At 43.6% G+C, this 17,380-nt stretch carries 18 protein-coding genes and 1 tRNA gene; 16 read left to right on the top strand and 3 right to left on the bottom strand.

What is annotated here, in order from left to right:
* Positions 1-35: 35 nt before the first annotated feature.
* The 11 genes from hemB to FPZ42_RS02380 all read left to right on the top strand — a co-directional run bounded on the left by hemB (position 36) and on the right by FPZ42_RS02380 (position 9,804).
* Positions 36-1,007 carry a porphobilinogen synthase gene (hemB, locus tag FPZ42_RS02430; RefSeq protein WP_146268897.1) on the top strand — a complete coding sequence of 324 codons (972 nt, stop codon included), beginning with the start codon at positions 36-38 and terminating at the stop codon, positions 1,005-1,007.
* A gap of 107 nt (positions 1,008-1,114) precedes the next feature.
* Complete coding sequence (gene hemL, locus FPZ42_RS02425) at positions 1,115-2,422, top strand: glutamate-1-semialdehyde 2,1-aminomutase (RefSeq protein ID WP_146268896.1); 1,308 nt, start codon at positions 1,115-1,117, stop codon at positions 2,420-2,422.
* 87 nt (positions 2,423-2,509) lie between these two features.
* Complete coding sequence (locus FPZ42_RS02420) at positions 2,510-3,379, top strand: sensor histidine kinase (RefSeq protein WP_146268895.1); 870 nt, start codon at positions 2,510-2,512, stop codon at positions 3,377-3,379.
* Between the two features lie 24 nt (positions 3,380-3,403).
* Positions 3,404-4,108 (top strand): response regulator transcription factor, encoded by a 705-nt coding sequence (locus tag FPZ42_RS02415; protein ID WP_117391405.1) that lies wholly within the window; start codon positions 3,404-3,406, stop codon positions 4,106-4,108.
* A gap of 9 nt (positions 4,109-4,117) precedes the next feature.
* Positions 4,118-4,639, top strand: coding sequence for a tetratricopeptide repeat protein (locus FPZ42_RS02410; RefSeq protein ID WP_146268894.1), 522 nt, complete (start codon positions 4,118-4,120; stop codon positions 4,637-4,639).
* 85 nt (positions 4,640-4,724) lie between these two features.
* Entirely contained in the window at positions 4,725-5,750 is a 1,026-nt protein-coding gene (gene hemE, locus FPZ42_RS02405; protein ID WP_146268893.1) for a uroporphyrinogen decarboxylase, read from the top strand.
* A 124-nt stretch (positions 5,751-5,874) separates the two neighbouring features.
* Entirely contained in the window at positions 5,875-6,411 is a 537-nt protein-coding gene (locus FPZ42_RS02400) for a CopD family protein (RefSeq protein ID WP_186458667.1), read from the top strand.
* A 119-nt stretch (positions 6,412-6,530) separates the two neighbouring features.
* Complete coding sequence (locus FPZ42_RS02395) at positions 6,531-7,103, top strand: RNA polymerase sigma factor (RefSeq protein WP_315898385.1); 573 nt, start codon at positions 6,531-6,533, stop codon at positions 7,101-7,103.
* The gene (locus tag FPZ42_RS02390; protein ID WP_146268892.1) at positions 7,093-7,866 is read left to right on the top strand and encodes a hypothetical protein; all 774 of its coding nucleotides are present in this window, start codon (positions 7,093-7,095) and stop codon (positions 7,864-7,866) included. Before FPZ42_RS02395 ends, FPZ42_RS02390 begins: the two co-directional genes overlap by 11 nt.
* Before the next feature lie 21 nt (positions 7,867-7,887).
* Entirely contained in the window at positions 7,888-8,694 is an 807-nt protein-coding gene (locus FPZ42_RS02385; protein WP_146268891.1) for an outer membrane beta-barrel protein, read from the top strand.
* Between the two features lie 111 nt (positions 8,695-8,805).
* The gene (locus tag FPZ42_RS02380; protein ID WP_146268890.1) at positions 8,806-9,804 is read left to right on the top strand and encodes an ABC transporter ATP-binding protein; all 999 of its coding nucleotides are present in this window, start codon (positions 8,806-8,808) and stop codon (positions 9,802-9,804) included.
* A 144-nt stretch (positions 9,805-9,948) separates the two neighbouring features.
* Here the strand turns inward: FPZ42_RS02380 and FPZ42_RS02375 are convergent, their stop codons facing one another.
* A complete protein-coding gene (locus FPZ42_RS02375; RefSeq protein WP_146268889.1) occupies positions 9,949-10,863 on the bottom strand; it encodes a PfkB family carbohydrate kinase in 915 nt (304 codons plus the stop codon).
* Positions 10,864-10,949: 86 nt separating this feature from the next.
* Here FPZ42_RS02375 and FPZ42_RS02370 point away from each other — a divergent pair.
* From FPZ42_RS02370 to FPZ42_RS02360, 3 genes are all read left to right on the top strand, one after another.
* A tRNA-Asn gene (locus FPZ42_RS02370) sits at positions 10,950-11,026 on the top strand.
* Between the two features lie 91 nt (positions 11,027-11,117).
* Complete coding sequence (locus FPZ42_RS02365) at positions 11,118-11,741, top strand: TetR/AcrR family transcriptional regulator (RefSeq protein WP_146268888.1); 624 nt, start codon at positions 11,118-11,120, stop codon at positions 11,739-11,741.
* Positions 11,742-11,822: 81 nt separating this feature from the next.
* Positions 11,823-14,456 carry a glycoside hydrolase family 2 protein gene (locus tag FPZ42_RS02360; protein WP_146268887.1) on the top strand — a complete coding sequence of 878 codons (2,634 nt, stop codon included), beginning with the start codon at positions 11,823-11,825 and terminating at the stop codon, positions 14,454-14,456.
* Between the two features lie 13 nt (positions 14,457-14,469).
* Here the strand turns inward: FPZ42_RS02360 and FPZ42_RS02355 are convergent, their stop codons facing one another.
* Positions 14,470-15,054, bottom strand: coding sequence for an Ig-like domain-containing protein (locus FPZ42_RS02355; protein ID WP_146268886.1), 585 nt, complete (start codon positions 15,052-15,054; stop codon positions 14,470-14,472).
* 111 nt (positions 15,055-15,165) lie between these two features.
* Here FPZ42_RS02355 and FPZ42_RS02350 point away from each other — a divergent pair, with 111 nt between their 5' ends.
* Complete coding sequence (locus FPZ42_RS02350) at positions 15,166-15,771, top strand: DUF1684 domain-containing protein (RefSeq protein ID WP_146268885.1); 606 nt, start codon at positions 15,166-15,168, stop codon at positions 15,769-15,771.
* 12 nt (positions 15,772-15,783) lie between these two features.
* Here FPZ42_RS02350 and FPZ42_RS02345 read toward each other — a convergent pair whose 3' ends face one another.
* Entirely contained in the window at positions 15,784-16,752 is a 969-nt protein-coding gene (locus FPZ42_RS02345) for a hypothetical protein (protein ID WP_146268884.1), read from the bottom strand.
* Positions 16,753-17,008: 256 nt separating this feature from the next.
* On the opposite strand from FPZ42_RS02345, the gene FPZ42_RS02340 reads away from it, so the two are divergent.
* Complete coding sequence (locus FPZ42_RS02340) at positions 17,009-17,290, top strand: helix-turn-helix domain-containing protein (protein WP_146268883.1); 282 nt, start codon at positions 17,009-17,011, stop codon at positions 17,288-17,290.
* Positions 17,291-17,380 lie beyond the last annotated feature (90 nt).

The following is a 17,380-nucleotide window of genomic DNA, read 5'->3' as shown; positions in this document are numbered from 1 at the left end:
AAACTAATGAATCACTGAACTAATGAACTAAAAAGATGCTACAACGACCAAGAAGAAACCGCAAAAGTGAAGTTATCCGCCAAATGGTGCAGGAAACTCATGTAAGTGCGGCCAATTTGATATTTCCGCTTTTTATTGTTGATGGTGAGAACCAGAAAACTGAGGTAGCTTCGATGCCGGGTATTTACCGTTATTCTATCGATAACATGCTGCGCGAGGTGGAGAGCTGCCTTAAGCTTGGCTTAAACTCTTTCGACTTGTTCCCGAATATCGATGAGGCGCTGAAAGATAAGTTTGCTACTGAAAGTCACCGCGACGAAAGCCTGTACCTGCGCGCTATCCGTGCGGTAAAAAAGGAATTTCCTGAGGCTTGCGTGATTACCGATGTAGCTATGGATCCATATAGCAGCGATGGCCATGATGGTATTGTAGAGAACGGCGAAATAATAAACGATGCCACTTTAGAGGTGTTAGGTAAAATGGCTTTGGCACATGCACGCAGCGGTGCTGATATCATTGCGCCTTCAGATATGATGGATGGTCGCGTAGGCTACATCCGCAAGGTGTTGGATGAAAACGGCTTCACCAATGTGTCGATCATGTCGTATTCGGCAAAATATGCAAGTGCGTTCTATGGTCCGTTCAGGGATGCATTAAACTCTGCGCCTAAGTTTGGCGATAAGAAAACCTATCAAATGAATCCCGCTAATCAGCAGGAGGCTTTGATTGAAGCCCGTTTAGACGAAGCAGAAGGTGCTGATTTCCTGATGGTGAAACCCGGTTTGCCTTATCTGGATGTAATCAAACTTTTAAAAGATAATACCCAATTACCTATTGCAGCCTACAATGTAAGCGGCGAATACGCTATGATCAAAGCTGCCATACAAAAAGGCTGGCTAAACAATCAGCGTGCCATAACCGAAGTGCTGACGAGCCTTCGCCGTGCAGGTGCAAGCGCGATATTGACCTATCACGCTAAGGAAGTGTTGGAGAATAAGTGGCTGTAGAAAAGCCCCACCTAAGCCCTCCCCGAAAGGGAGGGCTTAATGAAAATGTTAAAATGTTATTCCAAAAGTCTCCCCTTTTGGGGGAGATTTAGAGGGGGCTATATAAAATGAGTATACCTGATATCAGCAGAGCCAACTCTGCCGAATTGTACGAGAAAGCGAAAACGTATTTCCCTGGAGGTGTAAATTCACCGGTGAGGGCATTTAAATCTGTTTACGGTACGCCGCTGTTTATCGAAAAAGGTAATGGCAGCCATATTTGGGATGCGGATGGTAACGAGTTTATCGATTTCTGCTGCTCTTGGGGGCCGCTTATCTTGGGTCACGCAAATCCTAACATACTTGAAAAGGTTACCGAGGTGATGCAAAAGGGTATGTCATTTGGTGCGCCAACTGCACTGGAGAATGAACTGGCAGAATTGATCCTGAACAATAATAGGTTTATTGAGAAGATCCGTTTCACAAGCTCGGGTACCGAGGCGGTAATGTCGGCCATCAGGCTGGCGCGCGGTTATACCAAGCGCGATAAGATCTTAAAGTTTGAAGGCTGCTACCACGGTCACTCAGATAGTCTGTTGGTTAAAGCAGGTTCGGGTTTGGTTACCTTTGGCGAAACCTCATCTGCAGGTGTTCCAAATGCGTTTGCCAACGAGACTATCGTTGTAGCATTAGATGATACCAAAGCTTTAGAGGGCGCATTTGCCGAGTTTAAAGGCGAGATAGCTGCGGTGATCATTGAGCCTATCCCTGCTAATAACGGTCTGTTGCTGCAAAGCCAGGAGTACCTGCAATACCTGCGCGACATCTGCACCCAAAACGGTACTATGCTGATATTTGATGAGGTGATCTCCGGCTTCCGTGTAGGTTTTGAAGGCGCTGCAGGCGTTTACGGTATTCAACCGGATATTATTACTTACGGCAAGATCATTGGCGGCGGTTTGCCAGTTGGTGCTTACGGTGCATCTGCAGAAGTAATGGATCATATATCTCCTGTAGGTTCAGTTTATCAGGCCGGTACATTATCGGGCAATCCAGTTGCTATGGCAGCAGGTATTGCACAGTTGAGCCAATTATTAAAACCAGGCTTTTACCAGGAACTGAATGATAAAACGGCAACGTTTGTGAACGATATACTGGATTTCGTAAACGGCAAAGGTTATCCCGTTAAGTTATTTAATATCGGGTCTATATTCTGGTTTGCATTTACAGATCAGGAGAGCATTAGCACTGCAGAGCAGATTGACCCTAACAGCATGGTTAAGTTCAAAGAAATGCACCGCGAATTGCTTAACCGCGGCGTTTACATGGGCCCATCAGGTTACGAAGTTGGCTTCATATCATCGGCCCATACAACGGCTGACTTGGAAACAACAAAAACAGCTATATTTGATAGTTTAGATATTGTATTTAAATAGTAGTAAGCAATAGGTAGTGAGCAGTTTGCAGCAAAGCAATCTGTAAACAAAAGACTGCAAACTGAGAACTGAAAACTTCAAACTAATATGAAGAAGACGCTGGTAATATTTTATGCAATTATCATTTACGCCGTTGCCGAGTTGATATGGTGGGGCTACATGCTGGTTAACCTGAACCCAAGCCGCAAAGGCATGATAACGGGTGAGGGGATGATGTTTATCATGGTGTTTTTGGTGGGTGCTTACTTCCTGCACAAATCACTGAATAAAGAAGTGAAGCTGCAGGAACAAAAGAAGAATTTCTTGTTGTCAGTAACCCATGAACTTAAATCACCACTGGCATCTATCAAGATATTGCTGCAAACTATCCAGAAGCGCGATCTTTATCGTGAGCAGATCTTAAACTTTATTGATAAATCGCTTTTGGATGTAGAGCGGTTGGATGATATGGTTGAGAATATGCTGCTGGCAGCCAAGATCGAGAACCGTTCTTACAGTTTCCCTAAAGCGGAATTTAACCTATCCGTATTGGTAGATAGTATTGTTAACCGCTTACAGATAAGCAAGTGCGATTGTAACCAGCAAATAATTGCAGCGGAAATAGAACCGAAGGTGATGATTACCGGCGACAAGTTTGCCTTAACATCTGTAGTGACCAACCTTATTGAAAACGCGGTGAAATATTCAAGCCCCTGCGAAACGGTATTTGTAAAGTTGTTTGAAAAAGATGACCGTATCATATTCCAGGTAGCCGACCACGGTATCGGGATAGCGGATAGCGAGAAAAATCGCATCTTTGAAAGGTTCTATCGTGTGGGTAGCGAAGATACCCGTAACACAAAAGGTACAGGTTTGGGCTTATACATAGTTAAAGAGGTGTTAGATAAGCATCAGGCCAGTATTAAGGTAAAAGATAACCGCCCTGCGGGTAGTGTATTTGAAGTAGTATTTGCATAAACATAAACCTAAGCATACATGAGCATGCCAAACAGAAAAAGAATATTGTTAGCCGAAGATGAAGAGCATTTGTTAGAGGCCATTAAGTTAAACCTGGAGCTGGAAGGTTATAAAGTTTCTACAGCAAACAATGGGAAAAAAGCGCTTCAGATTTTTAAGGAAGAGCGTTTTAACCTGGTAATATTAGATGTGATGATGCCCGAGATAGACGGCTTTGTGGTTGCTGAAACCATCAGGTTAGAGAACTCTGAGGTGCCTATCATGTTCCTTACCGCAAAAAACACCAACGAGGATAAAATATCAGGCCTTAAAAAAGGTGCGGATGATTACCTTACGAAGCCTTTTAACCTGGAAGAGTTGATCCTGCGTGTTAACAATCTTATCAAGCGCAGCCTCAAAGGTGATGATCTGAAAGAGTTTAACAGCTACAAGATAGGTGATAAAACTATCCACTTTAACTCATTTGAGTTGATCAACGAGGATGGCAGCATCACGGCTTTAACCAAAAAGGAAACCATGCTGCTGAAGCTGTTGATAGAGCGCCGAAATGAAGCTGTGTCGCGAGAGCAGATCCTGGAAACGGTTTGGAACTATGATGTTTACCCATCAACCCGTACCATCGATAACTTTATCCTTACGTTCCGTAAGTACTTTGAACCAGATCCAAAGAACCCGGTTTATTTCCACTCTATACGTGGTGTAGGTTATAAGTTTACTGATAATCACTAATAGTACTGCATGTTTACAAACAGGGCAAGGATATTAGTTATAGGGATGTTTGTGATACTGATGGTAGTTGCCATTAAGTACCAGGTATATCAACTGGCGGCGGCAGCCGCCATGTTTGTTGTAGTACTGATATATGGATATTTTAAGCAGGGCACAATTGTGCTGGCTGCAAAAGCTTTCCATAACAAGGAATATGACAAGGCCGAAGAATTATTAAAGCAGGTGTACAAACCCGAAGTGCTTAGCAAAAAGCGCCGTGGTTTTTATGAGTTTATTTACGGCGGGGTTTGTCTGCAAAAGCAGGATTTTGACGCGGCCGAACAACATTATGAACTTGCAGCACTGTTTCCGCTGCGTAACGCTAATGACCATGTAGCCGCCTTGGTGCACGTGGCCAACATTAATGTGCGTAAAGGCAATTGGGACAAAGCGAAGGCTTACCTGCAATTAACAGAAAAATACAAAGACAATATAACTGCCAAAATGAAGGATGTGATCCAGAAAGTAAGGCAGGAAGTACAGAAGCATTAAGAATTGACAAAGGATTTGTAGATGAAAGACAAAGGATAAAAGACGTCCTTGTTCCTTTATCTCCATGTCCTTACTCTCCAAAGAAATGAAAGATTCCTTATTTATAAAAGCCGCATTTTCAGAAAAGACAGAACGACCACCCGTGTGGATGATGCGCCAGGCAGGCCGTTTTATGCCGGAGTATTGGGAAATTAAAAACAAATACTCGTTTTTGGAGATGTGCAAAACACCGGAGATCGCTGCGGATGTTACCATGCTGCCGGTTGATCTGTTAGGTATTGATGCGGCCATATTGTTCTCGGATATTCTGGTTACAGGCGAGGCCATGGGTGGCGACCTAAGCTTCACCGCAGGTGTAGGCCCGAAGTTTGCCAACCCGGTGCGTACCCAAGCAGATGTTGATGCTTTAGAAACAAACGTGGGCGACAAGTTACATTATGTTGCCGATGCTATCAAAGTTATTCAGCAGCGTTTAAATGGGAGCATCCCGCTGATAGGTTTTGCTGGTGCGCCGTTCACCGTAATGAGCTACCTGGTTGAAGGTGGATCATCAAAAGATTTTAAACTAACCAAACTGATGCTGCATAACCAGCCCGAGCTGGCGCACCAGTTACTTTCAAAAATCGCTATGGTTACTGCCGATTACCTCAACCTGCAGATTGCTGCCGGTGTAAACGCTGTACAGATATTCGATAGTTGGGCGCAGGCTTTATCGTGGGATGATTACACCGAATTTTCTCATCGCTATATCCAGGAGATCATCAGTAAGTTGAACCGGAAGGATATACCGGTGATTTCGTTTTGTAAAGGCAGTTCAGTATTTGCACCGCTAATGGCTAAGGCAAATCCGGATGTGATCTCTATTGACTGGAACGTGGACCTGTTAGATATGAAGAACAGGTTGCCACAAGGCATAGCCGTACAAGGTAACCTTGATCCACATATACTTTATGCTGATAAATCGGTGATCAAAGACCGTATCCATCGCCTGTTTGAGCGTATGCGCGGGCAGGAGGGCTTTATCTTCAACCTGGGTCACGGCATTATGCCTGATATTCCATTTGATAATGTAAAGTATGCGATTGAGGTAGTAAAAGAGTTTAGATATTAAATCATAATAAATAATTATGTCATTGCGAGCGACAGCGTGGCAATCTCTTCACGTTCAATACTCATGCGACGAGATTGCCACGTCGCTACGCTCCTCGCAATGACACGGTTTGCTAATAGGCATCATGTACCAATACGTTTTAGCCATACATATCATATTTGTAGTCTGCTGGATGGCGGGGCTTTTTTACATGGTACGCCTTTTTATCTATCACACTGAGGCACAAGAAAAACCTGAGCCTGCCCGCACCATTCTTTCAGAGCAATTTGAATTGATGGAACGCAAGTTATGGTGGATAATCACCACGCCGAGTATGTATCTGGTGGTTATTGCCGGTGCTTTAATGATACACCTCCACAAGTGGTACATGATATGGCCGGGCTGGCTTATCATTAAGCTATTGTTTGTTGTCGGTCTGCTGGTTTATCACTTCATCTGCCAAAACAAAATGAAGGCCATGGCCAGTGGCAAATTCACTTGGACATCCACCCAGCTCCGTTTATGGAACGAACTGGCTACCATAATTCTCTTTGCAATTGTTTTCCTGGTTGTACTTAAAAATTCTTTAAACTGGATCTTCGGTGTTGTAGGCATTATCGCTTTCAGCGTTATCCTGATGATGGCTGTGAAGATCTATAAGCGTTTTAGGGAAAGGAAGTAAATATCCATTCGTGTTTCTTATTATCTTAGACTAACTTAAACTTCTAACTTTTAGAAGTTTTATTTTTTTATCACCACATGCAACCAAAACATCAACACTAACATCTTACTAATAAATAAATGATGTTTTTGGAACCTAAGCACACGATTAACGAACTGGTAAGCCGATGTATAGCCGGGCAGCGCAAAGCTCAGGAGCAGCTGTACAAACAGTTTGCCTCAAAAATGCTGGGCGTTTGCATGCGCTATGCTACCGACCGTATGGAGGCCGAAGATATGCTTCAAAATGGTTTTGTGAGGGTGTTTGCTAAAATTGCGGACTATCGTGGCGACGGCTCTTTTGAGGGCTGGGTGAGGCGCATTATGGTGCACAGCTCGATAGAATACTATCGTAAGCATCATAAAATGATGCAGGTGGTAGAGTTAGGTGAAACGGTGCAGGAACCGTCGGCAGAGGCAGCAGCAGCAAGTAGTTTGGAGGCCAAAGACCTGCTGGAGCTTATTAAAGCACTATCGCCGGGTTATCGGATGGTATTTAATATGTACGCCATTGACGGCTATTCGCATAAAGAAATAGCGGATATCATGTGCATTAGCGAGGGGGCATCAAAGTCGCAATTGTCAAGGGCAAGGGCGATACTTAAAGAACAGGTTTTAAAGTTGGACAACAAAAAATATAACTATGCAGGATAAAGATCTCGACCGTTTGTTCAGCGATAAGCTGAGCGATCTGGAAGTTGAACCATCGCGCCATGTATGGAAAGGCATTTCTGCTGATTTAGATAAAAACAAGCGCAAACCTTTGGGTATTTACCTAAGCATTGCCGCAAGTTTACTGGCAATGTTAACGGTTGGTATCTATTTTTTGGGTAACAAAGTGCATGTAAATCAAAACCAGCAGGTAGCGGCAGTAAAAGGTGTAAAGAAACCGGAACCGGCTGGAGAAAGAACTAACGACATTAAAGATGTTAAAGTAATTGAACCCCTTATTGCAAACGTGGTTAAAGAACCGGTAAATAAGGTTAAGCCAACATCGAAGGTAAGAGCTGTTGTTGACAGGGATTTCCGACAACCGGAGCGTGAGTTGTTGCCGGTAAAGGCAAAACCACTGGAAGTTACTGAACCGCAGGAACAGCTTGCACAGTTGCCTTCGCAAAAGCCTTTAGGCATTAAATTTACGGTGCCCGATAAAGATGTGCCGCTTGCAGAGAAGATAGATGAACATTTAGCGCCATCAACATTGGCTGCCGATAAGGAATCGGCTAAAACAGAACTTGCTGCTGCACCGGTACGCAAACACAAAATACGCGGCATCGGCGACCTTTTAAACGCAGTTGTAAGTAAGATTGATAAACGAAAAGATAAGCTGATAGAATTTTCAAGCAAAGACGAAGATGAACCGAATGTTACAGGCCTTAACCTCGGTTTCATCAAAATAAAAAAACAAAGTAGATAATTTTAAAGTACATTACAGAACATGAAACGCCTTCTCTTTACCATCATTATAGGCTTGGCCGCTACATCGCTTTTTGCCCAAACCACCACTATTGATTCCGTTAAAACTGATACCACCAAAAGCAGGCGCACACGCATCCGACTTGGCTTCGGCGACGATGTAGCGCAGGTGAATATCAACGATACCACCCGCCGCGCGTCAAAAGCGCCGGGTTTTTCATTCGGGCTTACCTTTACCCGTTTTGACATCGGTTTAACAACATTGAATGATAATGGCAGCTTTACGCTATCACCAACTAACAGTTTCTTAAATTATCGCTCATGGCGCAGCAGTAGTATCGGTTTTGATGTGCTGCAGTTAGGTTACCGCTTCAGCAGTTCGTTCAGGTTCTATGTAGCCGGTGGTTTTGACTGGACTAATTTACGCCTGCGCAACAACATCACCATACAACGCGGCGGTAATGCGCTTACTTACACCCAGGATGATGTGCAGTACAGCAAGAACCGTTTATCCGCTACATACATCCGCATACCTATCTCGTTTGATTTCCGTACGCATGATGATGCCGACGGCCGCAGGTTCCATTTTGTGGTTGGTCCGGACCTGGGCATTCGTATCAGCAATAGCCTAAAACAGGAAAGCAGCCAGGGTGATACCAAACTGAGCGGCGATTATCATTTTGCTAAATTCCGCTATGGTGCGGCAGCGCGCATAGGTTACGGAGCTATTGGCATATTCGCTAAATACTATTTCAACAACATGTTTGATAACAGCCCGGCGCAGGACGGCCTAAAACAATTTAATTTCGGTATGAGCGTGGGTTGGTAAGCAGCGCATTATAGAATCTTTTAAGGGATGTTCATTATAATGAATATCCTTTTTTTATGTCTGCAAATTGCCTCTCCGCGGAAGTGCCTTTAATATTTATCTTTGGCCTTTATGGCTAACGAAACTTTTTTACGGGCAGATGGCGTAAGCAGATCATATGGCGGGGCAGTACAATCAGGAGTAAGCAATATCTCACTGGATGTAACGCCTGGTAAAATTACGGCCATTATAGGCGAAAGCGGTAGCGGGAAAAGTACGTTGCTACGCCTGCTATACGGTTTGCTCTCTCCTGATAGCGGCACCGTATCTTTTAACGGTGAACGGATTTGGGGGCCTGAAGAAAAACTTATCCCCGGCCATGATGCCATGAAAATGGTTACCCAGCATACTGATGACCTTAATTTATTCGCCCGGGTATGGGACAATGTTTCGGCTATGCTGCCCAATACCAATGTGCAGGCCAAAGAGGAAAAAACGGAGCAGGTATTGCGACAGTTGAATATGATGCACCTGGCTCTAAAACGTGTTTCCGACCTCAGCGGCGGCGAAAAACAACGCGTAGCGATTGCAAGAGCCATTATCACGCGCCCGCAGATTTTATTGCTTGATGAACCATTTAACCAGGTTGATACATCTTTTAGAGAAGGCCTGCAACACGATATCAGGCAGATAGTGAAGGAAACTGGCATTACCGTGATCATGGTGTCTCACGATCCTGCTGAAGTGCTTTCCATGGCCGATGAACTAATAGTGCTTAAGAATGGAGAAATTGTTGAAACCGGGCATCCAAAGGAGCTTTATAACAATCCGAGGAATTTATATACTGCTGAATTACTAACCAACTGCAATGTACTTACTGCCGATGAAGCTAAACAATGCGACATTAATATTGATAAACAAACCGTTGTAATTTACCCTGAGTGGATACGCATTGCCACCATGCTTAAAACCAACGAATGGCAGGTTAAAGAAGTGCTTTTTAAAGGTTTTTATGAAGATCTGATATTGGAAAGTAACGACGTTATTCTCCGTGCTGTAAATAATGAGCCTGATGCTTACAGGGAAGGTGATGTGGTAGGTATAAAAGTGAAGAAGTGGTTAGAGTATTAATGGATGTGCAAATGTGCAGATTACAGATGTGCAGATGCCATTAAATCTAATTTCATGTATACTGCAAAAGAATGGTGCAGATCACAGATATACGCAGTTTTAATTTGCATATCTGCACATCTGTAATCTGCACATCTAAATGGCTTATATCTCGAAAGATGCCAGGCTAACAAACTGCTGTACGCGTGCGTTAACTTCTTCCTGGCTTAAGTTCTTGATTTTCTCGGGGCCAAATTTCTCAACGCAGAATGATGCCAGTGCAGATCCGAAGATGATGGCGTTTTTCATGTTGTTGAAATTTACCGTACCTACTTTAGCCATATAACCGATAAAACCACCGGCAAAGGTATCACCGGCGCCGGTTGGGTCAAATACTTCGGCAAGTGGAAGGGCAGGGGCCGAGAAAACGTGATCTTCATGGAATAACAATGCCCCGTGTTCACCTTTTTTAATGATGAGGTATTTTGGGCCAAGCGTTAAAATTTTGCGCGCAGCTTTCACCAATGAGTATTCGCCTGATAACTGGCGTGCTTCCGCATCGTTGATAATTAATACGTCAACCATTTTAATGGTTTCCAGCAGGTCGTCCATTGCAATATCCATCCAAAAGTTCATGGTGTCCATCGCAATTAGTTTAGGGCGGTTTTTAAGGCGGTTGATAACCGTTTGCTGTACCTGCGGGGTTAAATTACCTAAGAACAAATATTCGCAGTCCTGGTAGCTTTCCGGGATGATAGGGTCAAAGTCGGCCAGTACGTTAAGGTCGGTCACCAGGGTATCGCGGCTGTTCATATCGTTGTGGTACTTGCCGCTCCAGAAAAATGACTTTTCGCCCTGCTTTATCTGTAAGCCTTCGGTATCTATGTGGTGGTCATTAAAGCCTTTTATCTCTTCCTGGGGGAAGTCGTCGCCTACTACGGCAACAATTTTTATCTGGTCATAAAAGTAAGAAGCGGCCAAACTTGCGTAGGTAGCAGAGCCTCCAATGATTTTATCGGTTTTGCCGAAAGGGGTCTCGATTGCGTCAAACGCCACAGTACCAATGGTTAACAAACTCATGTAAAATATTTTTAAAATTTTTTTGTGCAAATATTGTGAAATATCATCAGAAAACATACTTTTGCACTCTCCAAACCGGAAAACACTCCTGAATAGCTCAGCCGGTTAGAGCATCTGACTGTTAATCAGAGGGTCGCTGGTTCGAGTCCAGCTTCAGGAGCCAAAAGCCTCACAGCAATGTGAGGCTTTTTTATTTGCCGCTTGCCCCGTCATTTTTTGCTATTTTTATATCGCTTTTGCTTTATCATCCCCCAATGGAAAAAGAAAATCCCGGCGCTATGCGCAATAAAGAGCAAACACGCCAAAAGTTTTTGGCTGCGGTTGAGGAGATTCTCACTACCAAAGGGTTTGCTGCGCTTAAGGTGAACGATATCGCCAGGGCCGCCGGTTTAGATAAAAAGCTTATCTATAAATATTTCGGGGGTAAAGACCAGCTCATAGACGAGTACATCAGGCTTAAGGATTTCTGGAGTAACGTAAAGGGTGATGAAGTGCCCGATCTTAGCGGTGGCGGTGCCAAGTTTGTTGAAGCAATGGTGCAATCGCAGTTTGATTATGTTTACAAGGACGAAGCATTTCAAAAGATCTTATTGTGGACATTGACTGAAGAACGGGACTCACTCAGAAAACTGATAGACGCCCAGGAGGCCAATGGCGAAATGCTAATGCAATATATCACCGACCCGCATTTTGGCGAGCGTTCAGCGCAGTTTCGGGCTATAATGGCAGTCATCATATCCGGTACTTATTACCTCGACCTTTTTTCAAAGGTAAACGGCAGTAAGTTTTGTGGCATCGACGTGAATGATAAAGCTGGCAGGGAAGAGGTGAAAAAGGGTTTATCATTTCTCATCAGATCGGTCTACAAATATTTATAGGGGATATTCTGTGCGCTTTTTTAACTAAAAGATACCAAATAATGTTGTTAAGCTTATCTTAGCGGCCATAACTGATCAGCTATGAAGATTACAGCCTGCCGTTTGCTACTCCTTTTTCTCTTAATTCCTTTCTTATCAAAAGCCCAGACAGAAACTGAACTGAACAGCGGCTGGCGATGCATCAAAGCCGACGAGCTAAAAGCCAATGGCAGCCAGGTAAGCGCGACTGACTACAACGTTAACCAGTGGATGCCCGCCACGGTGCCGGGAACAGTACTTACAACACTGGTGAACAACCGTAAAATGCCCGATCCATTTTATGGAATGAACAATAAACAGATTCCCGATATTTATTACAAAGGCAATGCGTACTATACCTATTGGTTTGTTACCAACTTTACCCATAAAAAGCCTGCAGCAGGACGGACAGTCTTCCTTAACCTGCGGGGCATAAATTATACCTGCGAGATCTTCATCAACGGGCAAAAGTTAAAGGCTGATGATGCCCAGGGAATGTTCCTCCGTCAATCGCATAATATTACGCAGTACCTTAAAGCAGATGGCAAAAACAGGCTGGCTATTTTGGTACACCCCGCGCCGGTTGCCGGTAAACCAAATGGCGGCCAGGGTGGCGACGGTACCATTGCACGCAACGTAGGTATGCAATACACAGCAGGTTGGGATTGGATACAACCCACTGCCGACCGTAATACTGGTATTTGGGATAAGGTGACGATACAGGAAACAGGCAACGTGCGCATCAATGCGCCGCACGTGGTAACGCTTGTGCCCGGTGTACGCTTGCCCGGCGCTAAGCAGGATGCAGCTATCATCAAAACCTCAGCAGAGTTACAGAACAATACGGCTAAACCGGTATCAGGCTTATTGAACTATACTATTAACGGTCAAACGGTAAGCAAACAAGTTACTCTGTCGGCAAATACAACTACCGAAATTGCCTTGCCGGCGCTTACCATGAATAATCCTAAACTTTGGTGGCCTAACGGTTATGGCGAACAGTATCTGTATCCATCAAACTTTGAGTTTACAGAGGGTGGAAAAGTTCTCTCTGATAAACAAGAGATGCAGGTAGGCATCCGCCAGATTGATACCAAATGGAACGAGATCACCAATAGCAGGCAGATTGCTGTTAACGGGCAAAAGATATTTATTAAGGGTGGTAACTGGATCATCTCTGACGCTATGCTGCGCTTCAGCGATGCCCGTTATGATGCCGAAGTACGTTATCACCGCGATATGAACCTTAACCTCATCAGGATATGGGGTGGGGCAATGATAGAGCGCCCGGAGTTTTATGCCGCCTGCGATAAATATGGTATGCTGGTGTTTCAAGATTTTTGGATGTCTGGTGATTGTAACGGTCGTTGGATAGACCCGGCCAAAACTGATGACCAATGGACACGCCGTAAATACCCGGACGATCATTCGCTGTTTTTGCGTTCGGCAGAAGACCAGATCAAAATGGTACGTAACCACGCATCGCTGGCAATATGGTGTGGTGGCAACGAGATCCCTCCGCCTGATGATATTTTAGTGCCGCTGCGCGATCAGTTGTTACCCAAACTGGATGGTACACGCTGGTTCATAGATTATTCAAATTCGGCAGAGATGTCTTACAACACCGACGGTGGCAACGGTGATGGCCCTTACGGTATACAAAATATCAACACTTTTTGGCAGCATAAAACCTTTCCGTTTAACTCAGAGGTAGGGTCTGTTGGTGTAGGCGATTACGAATCATTACAGCGTTTTATTCCGGCTGCAAATTTAAAGGCGCCAAAGTTTGATGGTAAAAAGGAAAGTGTAGACTCTGTATGGGATTATCACAAATACATAGGGTACGAGAATTCGATAAAGCCTTACGGTGAAGCTAAAGACGCCCGTGATTTTGCAATGAAGGCGCAACTGGTAAACTACGACCAATATCGTGCTTTGATGGAAGGCTTTAGTTCTCATATGTGGGAATGGTATACCGGTTCAATCATCTGGAAAACCCAAAACCCATGGACCGCGCTGCGCGGACAGATGTACGATTACTACCTGGATGCTAACGCTTGTTTATATGGTTTACGTAGCGGGTCAGAGCCTGTGCACGTAGCCTATAATCCTGTAGATGGAAACATTATTGCGATCAACAACGGGTTCAAGAATTTGAATAACCACATGCTGGTAGTTAAAACCTATGACATGGCCGGCCGCGACTCGCTTCTGACGCAGGTATTTATTTCTATCGGCGCGTCATCATACCAAAAGGTTCTGTCGTTGAAATCACAGGTAGATGCCTTGCGCAAAAAAGACGGCGTTTTCCTGAGCGTTCAATTGCTTGATGAACGCAAGCAAGTTCAAAGTAATAACTTTTACTGGCTACCCAATATGGATGGCGAATATTCCGGTTTGCAGTATATCAAGAAAGCAAAGCTGAATGTTTTTGCAAAGCAATTAGCTAATGGCAAGGTTGAAATAAGCCTAACTAACCCCAAAGGTGGTCCGGTTGCATTCTTTAATCGCCTTGCGCTGATCAATAGCACTACAAAACAGCGCGTATTACCGGCATTTACTGCAGATAACTACTTGTCTGTAATGCCCGGCGAAAGCAAAAAGGTTGTAATAGAATACCCTCAAACCGTAAAAGATAGACTTCAGTTACAGTTGTACGGCTGGAATGTTGATGAGCAGATCCTTGACATAAATTAGTGATCTGTTATATTTAGTTAACGGTCAGGTCAGTAGTGATGGTTCCTGCGGTGTAATTACCATTAGCAATTTGCGACGCTGTGATGGTAGTTTTGCCGGCTTTCTTTACAGTGACTATGTTGCCGTTTATAGAGGCTATGGTAGGGTCGGCGATAGTGTACAGAATGGAGCCGCTGCTATTGCTGGTGGGCGCCGTAAGCGCAAATGCTGCGTCAGATACAAGTTTTGTAACCGCCGGGAAATTATTGATGGTAGGAGCAATCCTGTTCACCTTAAAATCTGCGGCAATGGCCAGTTGAGTAAACTTGTCAGATTCTTTTTGAGTGGCAGTAATAGTTGTAATGCCGGCACCTTTAATTGATACGGTTGAGCCATTAATAGTCGCCACATTGGTGTTGCTACTGATGTAAGTAAAGGGCTCAGGGCTGTTTGTTGTGGGCGGTGTTATATCAAAATCGGCGTCGCCATAATTTTTATCGGCAAATGCAAAATCAGATTGTGTGGTTTGCTGGCGTTTGTAATCAACGGTTTTTTTGCAGGCAGAAGAAATAGTTGCTATCAGGATTACCGCTATCGTAGCTTTTAGGATGGTTTTCATTTTTTAGTGATGGGATTTTAGCTTAAACTGGCCTGTTCTACGAAAAAGGCGGCATAAAGGTTTGAGTACATGCCTGCCATTCTTTCGATATCAATAATTACCTTTACTATTATGAAATACCTTATCCTGATCATCACTATTTTAAGTTTAAACGTTTCCGCCCAAACTTATAAACAGCGTTTGGCTGCACATCGCGAGCGCTACAAAGCAGATTTTTTGAGCGATGCCCATTCGCCGCTTAAACAGGAAGATCTAAATAATTTAAATTTCTATGATGCCGATAGCACCTACAAAGTATCAGCAGATGTACAGTTAACTCCCGGCGAGATTCCTTTTCAAATGCCTACGTTTAGCGGCACCGCGCAAACTTATGTACGATTTGCCAAAGCGAAATTCAACTTGCAGGGCAAAGCCTGTGAGCTCAATCTTTACCGAAGTATAGCTCTTATGCAAACGCCGGCATTGGCCAACTATCTGTTTTTACCATTTACGGATGATACCAACGGCAGCGAAACATATCATGGTGGGCGCTATATTGATATGCAGACCACGGACATCAGGAATGGTAAAATGGAGATAGATTTCAACAAAGCTTACAACCCGTATTGCGCTTACAGTGCCGGCTACCAATGCCCAATACCCCCACGCGAAAACTATTTGCCGCTAAAGATAACAGCAGGCGAAAAGCTTTACACCGGCGAGAAAAAACACCGTTAACTGCTTATGAGTTTACCCGCGCGTTGCCTGCCAAATAAACCAAACGTTTAATAAAACATAGGCACCCAGGATGATCCTGCTGCTAACGAAGTCAAATCTTTTAGCACGTTTGAACTCATCTCTTTTAACAAGTAACAGGGAATATGAAGTACAAACTATCGTTACAAGTATAGACATGAGCGTAAGGCCGTGCAGCATATCAACCAACGTAAAACTGCTTGTTTCGGGTAAGGATGCATCCACAATGTATTTATTACCCACAACAGCGAACAGCGCACCTACGCCAAGCCCGAATCGTGAATCTATACTATCCGAGTGGATGTAAAACGAGATAAACGAAATAAGGAAGGCCACATACATTCCAAGGAACAATTTCCAGAAAAGCCCCATAGCATCACGACTGATAGTGAGTACAACCTTAAAGTTGCTGTATTCGGTATGGGGTTTAGCAGCGCTCTCATCGCCGAAGGCGGTCTCATATTTTTTAATGCCCGTAGTTATATCAATGCTGTCAATGTTCCATCCCCGTAAGGTAAAACGCGGGTCAAAGTGCTGGCCAATGGTATCAGCCTTAAAAACCAATGATTTTGATTCAAATTGAGAGTTTTCTATGGAAAAGCGGAGTTTCTGCTTATCAAAAGGGAAATTGTTGGTAGCCCATGAATCCTTCATGGTGGCCTGCAATTTCATCAGCATGTAGATACGGTTGTTACTTGAGTCGACTGTAGAAAAGGCCGTTGAGACTGACTTGGCCTGTGGTACCTCCAGGTTGTGCAAAAAATCAAAGCCTTTGTTTTTGTATTTAAGCCAAAGCCACATATTGATGTTGTACTCTTTGTCTTTAAAGTTAATGTCATGAATGCTGGTGATGTAGACGCCCGTTTTAACCGTATCCGGCTTTTTTATTTGCGCATTTGCTGTAAGGCAAAGCACGAAGTATATGATAAAACTTGCTGTAATATATTTAAAGGCATTTAGCATAAGCATATAAACATCAAAGAGGCAAAAAGTTGAGGCTCTTTCGCATTTTTTTATTCTAAAACGCTCTGTTATCTAACTGGTTAAAACATTTTATCATGGCGATAGTTGAAGTATTATTTGTGGATAACGGGAGTAAAACAACCACTAATTATAATAGCCGTTTAAGGCAACTTATAATTACCGAATGATTTAAGATAAAAGTAAATCCGTTGGTTGTTTATTCTCGTTAGTTGATGAAGATACCAATACTAAATTAATGAAAAATAATATCAAAAACAGGGTAAGCGAGATCATTACTAATATCAGGCTCGCCCGCGAGAGACTTAATTACACGCAGGATTACCTGGCTATGCGTATGAATGTTTCACAAAATGCCTATTCTAAAATAGAATTGGGTTACTCTAAACTCACCTTGGCCAGGTTAATGGAAATATGTAATATCCTTGAAATACCATTAAGCGATATGATAGAACCAGAAAAAAAGCAGGTTAATTACCGCCTGGTGTATAACCCGGCCTTGCAGGCGCAGGCAGTGTAAAGTACATTATCTATTCAATTATATAAATAAACGGCCCGGCTTTTTGCGGGCCGTTTTCGTTTTAATATAAGGGCTTAGTTACCGGCTTAA

The organism is Mucilaginibacter achroorhodeus (genome assembly GCF_007846095.1).
Taxonomy (GTDB): Bacteria; Bacteroidota; Bacteroidia; order Sphingobacteriales; family Sphingobacteriaceae; genus Mucilaginibacter; species Mucilaginibacter achroorhodeus.
This window is presented reverse-complemented; position numbering and strand designations above follow the sequence as displayed.